Annotated in this window: 5 protein-coding genes and 1 pseudogene; 2 read left to right on the forward strand and 4 right to left on the reverse strand. The window is 47.4% G+C overall.

Annotation, left to right across the window (positions count from 1 at the left end; genetic code table 11):
- The 3 genes and pseudogenes from RM811_RS15105 to RM811_RS15115 form a co-directional block, all read right to left on the reverse strand.
- On the reverse strand, nucleotides 1-169 hold a 169-nt coding region (locus RM811_RS15105; protein ID WP_402525861.1), incomplete at its 3' end, for a cytochrome d ubiquinol oxidase subunit II.
- Between the two features lie 175 nt (nucleotides 170-344).
- Nucleotides 345-545: a hypothetical protein gene (locus RM811_RS15110; RefSeq protein WP_402525849.1), complete on the reverse strand. Its 201-nt coding sequence runs from the start codon at nucleotides 543-545 to the stop codon at nucleotides 345-347.
- 77 nt (nucleotides 546-622) lie between these two features.
- Nucleotides 623-718, reverse strand: a pseudogene (locus RM811_RS15115) (hypothetical protein); the annotation flags it as partial.
- Nucleotides 719-1050: 332 nt separating this feature from the next.
- Between RM811_RS15115 and recQ the strand changes: the two are divergent.
- Together recQ and RM811_RS15125 are read left to right on the forward strand one after the other, a co-directional pair.
- Nucleotides 1051-3279, forward strand: coding sequence for a DNA helicase RecQ (recQ, locus tag RM811_RS15120; protein WP_402525852.1), 2229 nt, complete (start codon nucleotides 1051-1053; stop codon nucleotides 3277-3279).
- 64 nt (nucleotides 3280-3343) lie between these two features.
- Entirely contained in the window at nucleotides 3344-3742 is a 399-nt protein-coding gene (locus tag RM811_RS15125) for a hypothetical protein (protein ID WP_402525855.1), read from the forward strand.
- A gap of 344 nt (nucleotides 3743-4086) precedes the next feature.
- Here the strand turns inward: RM811_RS15125 and RM811_RS15130 are convergent.
- Nucleotides 4087-4513, reverse strand: a 427-nt coding sequence (locus tag RM811_RS15130) for an IS3 family transposase (protein ID WP_402525858.1), incomplete at its 5' end; no start/stop codon positions are given.

A 4513-nucleotide genomic window follows, 5' to 3' on the forward strand; every position in this document is an offset into this window, starting at 1 on the left:
AGAAGCACCAGGTGGTATAGCCAAGAATGGTGGGAACAAACACGGCAGCAACGACGCTCATAATAGCCAACGTCATAAAGCTGGAGGTGGCATCCCACAGGGTCAGGCTGAGCGATGGATGAGTGCTGGAGGTCAGCACAACCGGGAACAGGCTGAAGCCTGCGGTCATGATAATCCCGGCTGTGTCAGTGATGAGAAGATGAAGCTCAAACCGTCCTGTTTAGTTCCTGAGAAGATCATGACACCAATAGTGTCCAGGAAACCAAGGACCGGGGCAATCATCATGATCGGGTACAGACGATAATTGTTCAGCCACATGCCTTCACTGACGGCAACGGTTTTGGTCAGCGGGTTAGACGGTCCATTGGTGTCCGCATCACGGCATAACGGGCGACGATGGACGCACGTTGGCGAATGGGGTCGCCGGAACGCATTTTTTGCCAGACGGCACCCTGCATGGTGAGCATGGAGGCACTGACAATACCGCAGAGCAGCGAGAACGGGTTGAGCAAGTCAAAGAAGGAGCCGGTAAAGCTTGAGCGCATCCGGTAAAGCTTGAGCGCATATAGCCATCAAACCGGAAGCCAAAACCGACAAAAATATTACCAAAGGCCACGCCATAGACAATGAATGGTACGATACCACTGGTAAACAGCCCCCAGTCCCAGGCATTACGCCAGCGCGGATCGGGTAATTTGGAGCGATAGTCGAAGGCCATAGGGCGAATCAGCAGGGCGAAAAGCACCGATGTGATGATTGACAGCTTTAATGGCCAGCTGCAGAGGTTAGACAACAGACAGGGTAGAGGAATGCAAGACTCCAATATTCCACAAAGATTTCCGATTGATTCATTCTCCAATACGAATAAAACACAAGTACCATCAGACTATTAGAAAATAAACCATATGGATCAAAAGACGGGTTTGATGATTTTGGAGATACTCCCTTCTAATTATTATCCATCTTTTAGCAATATTTTCCCCTGCCTCCCATTTTATGGGTAATAATAATGTGCCTATGGATACACAATTCAACTAATAGAACTGCAATATGTCTGACCAAGCAATACAGATACTACAAGACGTATTTGGATACGATAACTTCCGCTCTCATCAGAAAGCGATTATCGATAATATTTTAAATCGTCAGGACACTCTGGCCATCATGCCAACCGGTGGTGGGAAGTCCGTTTGCTATCAGATCCCTGCCCTGATCCTCCCGGGGCTCACGCTGGTCATTTCTCCTTTGATATCGTTGATGGAGGATCAGGTTAACCAGTTGCTGGCGCTGGGAATCCCGGCAGCACTGTTGAACAGCACCCTCAGCAGTTCCGAATATCATGACACCATAGGTCGGGTTCACAGCGGTGCTGTCAAATTACTCTACATGGCACCGGAAACACTGATGCTGGAACGCACCCGGCACTTGTTGAACTCAGTGAATGTCGACTGCCTGACCATTGATGAAGCCCACTGTATATCGGAATGGGGACACGATTTTCGCCCGGAATACCGACAGCTGGCTGAAGTAAGAAGAAGCTTTCCTGCCGCAGTTTGTATAGCCCTCACAGCAACCGCCACACCCAGAGTCCAGCAGGATATTAAAAACATCCTGCAGATGGCAGACTCCAATGAGTTTATCGCCAGTTTTAATCGTACTAACCTGTTTTTAGAAGTCTCTGAAAAGCAAAAACCGGTTGACCAGACCTTCAAGCTGATTGAAAAGTTTAACAATCAATCCGGCATCATCTATTGTAATTCACGAAAACAGGTGGATGAGCTCTCTCAACTGCTACTGAAGAATGGATGTTCGGTTGCTCCCTACCATGCCGGTCTCTCCAGTGCACAAAGAACCGCCAACCAGGCCGCTTTTATTCGGGATGATATCCAGGTCATCGTCGCGACGATTGCTTTTGGCATGGGCATTAATAAATCTAACGTCCGTTTTGTGCTGCACTATGATATGCCTCAGAACATCGAAAGCTATTACCAGCAAATTGGCCGGGCCGGTCGTGATGGCCTGCCGGCCCATTGTCAGTTCCTTTTTGGGTATGGGGATATTCAGAAGGTCAAATTTTTTATTAATCAGAAATCAGAGTCAGAACAGCGGGTAGCCAACCAGCATCTCAATGCATTGATTGGTTTTGCTGAAGCTGAGGACTGCAGACGAACGCCTTTACTGCATTACTTCGGTGAACAATACACTGAGGAAAAATGCAATCTCTGTGATAACTGTTTATCTGAAAAACTGCCCCTTACCAATGTCACCACGGCAGCACAAAAACTGCTGTCCTGTATTTATCGCACGGGGCAAATGTTTGGGACATCTTATTTGATTGATGTGCTTCGCGGGTCAAAATCCAAAAAGGTTATTGAGAAACGTCACGATCAATTGTCTGTCTATGGCATAGGCGCCGAGCTTTCAAAGCCACAGTGGCTGCAATTGGCACGCACCCTGATGCAGAAAAATTATATTCTTCAAGATCAGGAATTTGGCAGTTTGAAACTGACCAGCAATGCACGCCCGATATTAAAAGGTGAGCAACAGATCGAGATAAGATTGACACAAAAACGGGATTTTTCAGAAAAAGCCACCCGCAAACAAACGGATCTTGACTATAACCGTGGACTGTTTGAGCAATTGCGATCCTGCCGAAAATCATTGGCCGATGAGGAAAACGTCCCCCCTTACGTCATTTTTTCTGATAAAACTCTGGTGGAGATGTCAGCCTGGTTTCCCCAGTCAAACGAAAGCCTGTTGCAGATCAATGGTGTGGGTAGCGTCAAGCTGAATCGCTATGGTGACGCTTTCCTTCGGGAGATCATCGAGTTTTGCCAGGCTCATCAGATTACTGAAATACCAAATTATAACCGTGCCTCTGCCCCCAGCCAGATAACCCGGGAGAGAAAAACATACCCTTCTGGCAGACATGTTGCGGTTGGCGAGAAGTTTGCTGAAGTTAACTGTCTGGACGAGATGCTGAATCACTTTGAGATAAAGCTCAGCACCTTGCTGGGCCATCTCCACAAATATCATACAGAAGTGGCCGACCTGCCCTTCAGCGATGCTTTTATACGCAAATCCGGGCTTTCGCCTGATCAACAGGAAAGGGTTATGCAGGTTTTTCAAGAGCATGGCACCGAGCGCTTGCGCTCAGTGTTTGAAGCGCTTCAGGAACAGGTGTATTACGACGAGCTGCATCTGATGAGACTTCATTATCTTGTTCGTAACTCCGCCCCAGTGAACAGCAAACCTGATGATGAAGAAAATAAAGAATAACTGGTTAGATCTGATCAATGTAACGATACTTTCACGGTGAATTCATGTTCCGGAGTATATAAGTATGATTCACCGTTTACTGGCAGTATCTTTTCTATCGATAGTTCTGTCACTGCTGCTTGCTGGCTGCAGCACTTCAACAACCATCCACACTATTGACGCCCCTATCGACAGCCTCCCGAGCATTTCTGTCGATCAGGTTGGCAGAGATATCATCACCGCTGCCTCCCGCCTTGGCTGGAAAGTCACGAAAAATGAACCGGGAATGATTGAAGCCAATTTAACGGAGAAGGACCAGCATCATATGGAAGTCAGTATTCCCTACAACAGCGAGCAGTTTACTATTCGATACAGGGACAGTACCAATAGGAACGAAACAGACGATTTGTTTCATCGCCATTATAATAAGCAGGCCGTATTGCTTGAGAGAGAGATACAGGCTCAATTACTCGGCGTCCATTAGCAAAACAGTCGTAAGGGAAGCTGCAATTAAGAATATACCATCGTCATCCCCGCGAAGGCGGGGATCCACTACGTGGTAGATTCCCGCCTTCGCGAGAATGACGGAGGGCTGGTACTTTCTACAATGCCACTTCCCCAAACCCTCACCTTTACATCAACATATAATATCGGCTCCTGAACTTCGGGAGCTCAACCGTGCCCAAAACCAGGCTTTCCATGGCTCTCGGGAAAGCCTTTGGTTACTACCAAATAGCACGACAGTATAACTACAAAATGTTAGCATGTTGCAGCCTGACCTGGTGAGCCAGATAGAAGTGATATGGCAAGACTTTTCCGGACACTTTTTTACGCTGACTTGGCAAGTTCTTGTTCATACTTGAACGGTGCCAGGTAGCCATTGCTCGAGTGCTTTCTCTGACGGTTATAAAACACTTCGATATGCTCAAAAATTGCCTGTTGGGCCTCTTCACGAGTCTGAAAATCCTCATGATGAATGAGTTCTGTTTTCAGTGTATGAAAAAAACTCTCGGCCACTGCATTATCCCAGCAATTCCCTTTGCGACTCATACTACAGACAAATCCGTTGCCGCTCAGTAATGACTGATAGCGTTCTGAGACGTACTGGCTTCCACGGTCGCTGTGTACCAGCAAGCCAGCCTGTGGCCTGCGTTTCCACATAGCCATCTCCAGCGAGTCGGTTACCAGCTTTGCTGTCATCCTGTTGCTCATAGACCAGCCAACGACTGCTCTGGAACACAGGTCAATAAAAACA

Origin of the sequence: Endozoicomonas sp. (assembly GCF_031844845.1) — a bacterium.
Taxonomy (GTDB): Bacteria; Pseudomonadota; Gammaproteobacteria; order Pseudomonadales; family Endozoicomonadaceae; genus Endozoicomonas.

Bases quoted from the DNA above. Each gene is read 5' to 3' on its own strand.
- RM811_RS15125 (WP_402525855.1), top strand. From the start codon at position 3,344: ATGATTCACCGTTTACTGGCAGTATCTTTTCTATCGATAGTTCTGTCA.
- RM811_RS15110 (WP_402525849.1), bottom strand. From the start codon at position 545: ATGCGCTCAAGCTTTACCGGCTCCTTCTTTGACTTGCTCAACCCGTTC.
- recQ (WP_402525852.1), top strand. From the start codon at position 1,051: ATGTCTGACCAAGCAATACAGATACTACAAGACGTATTTGGATACGAT.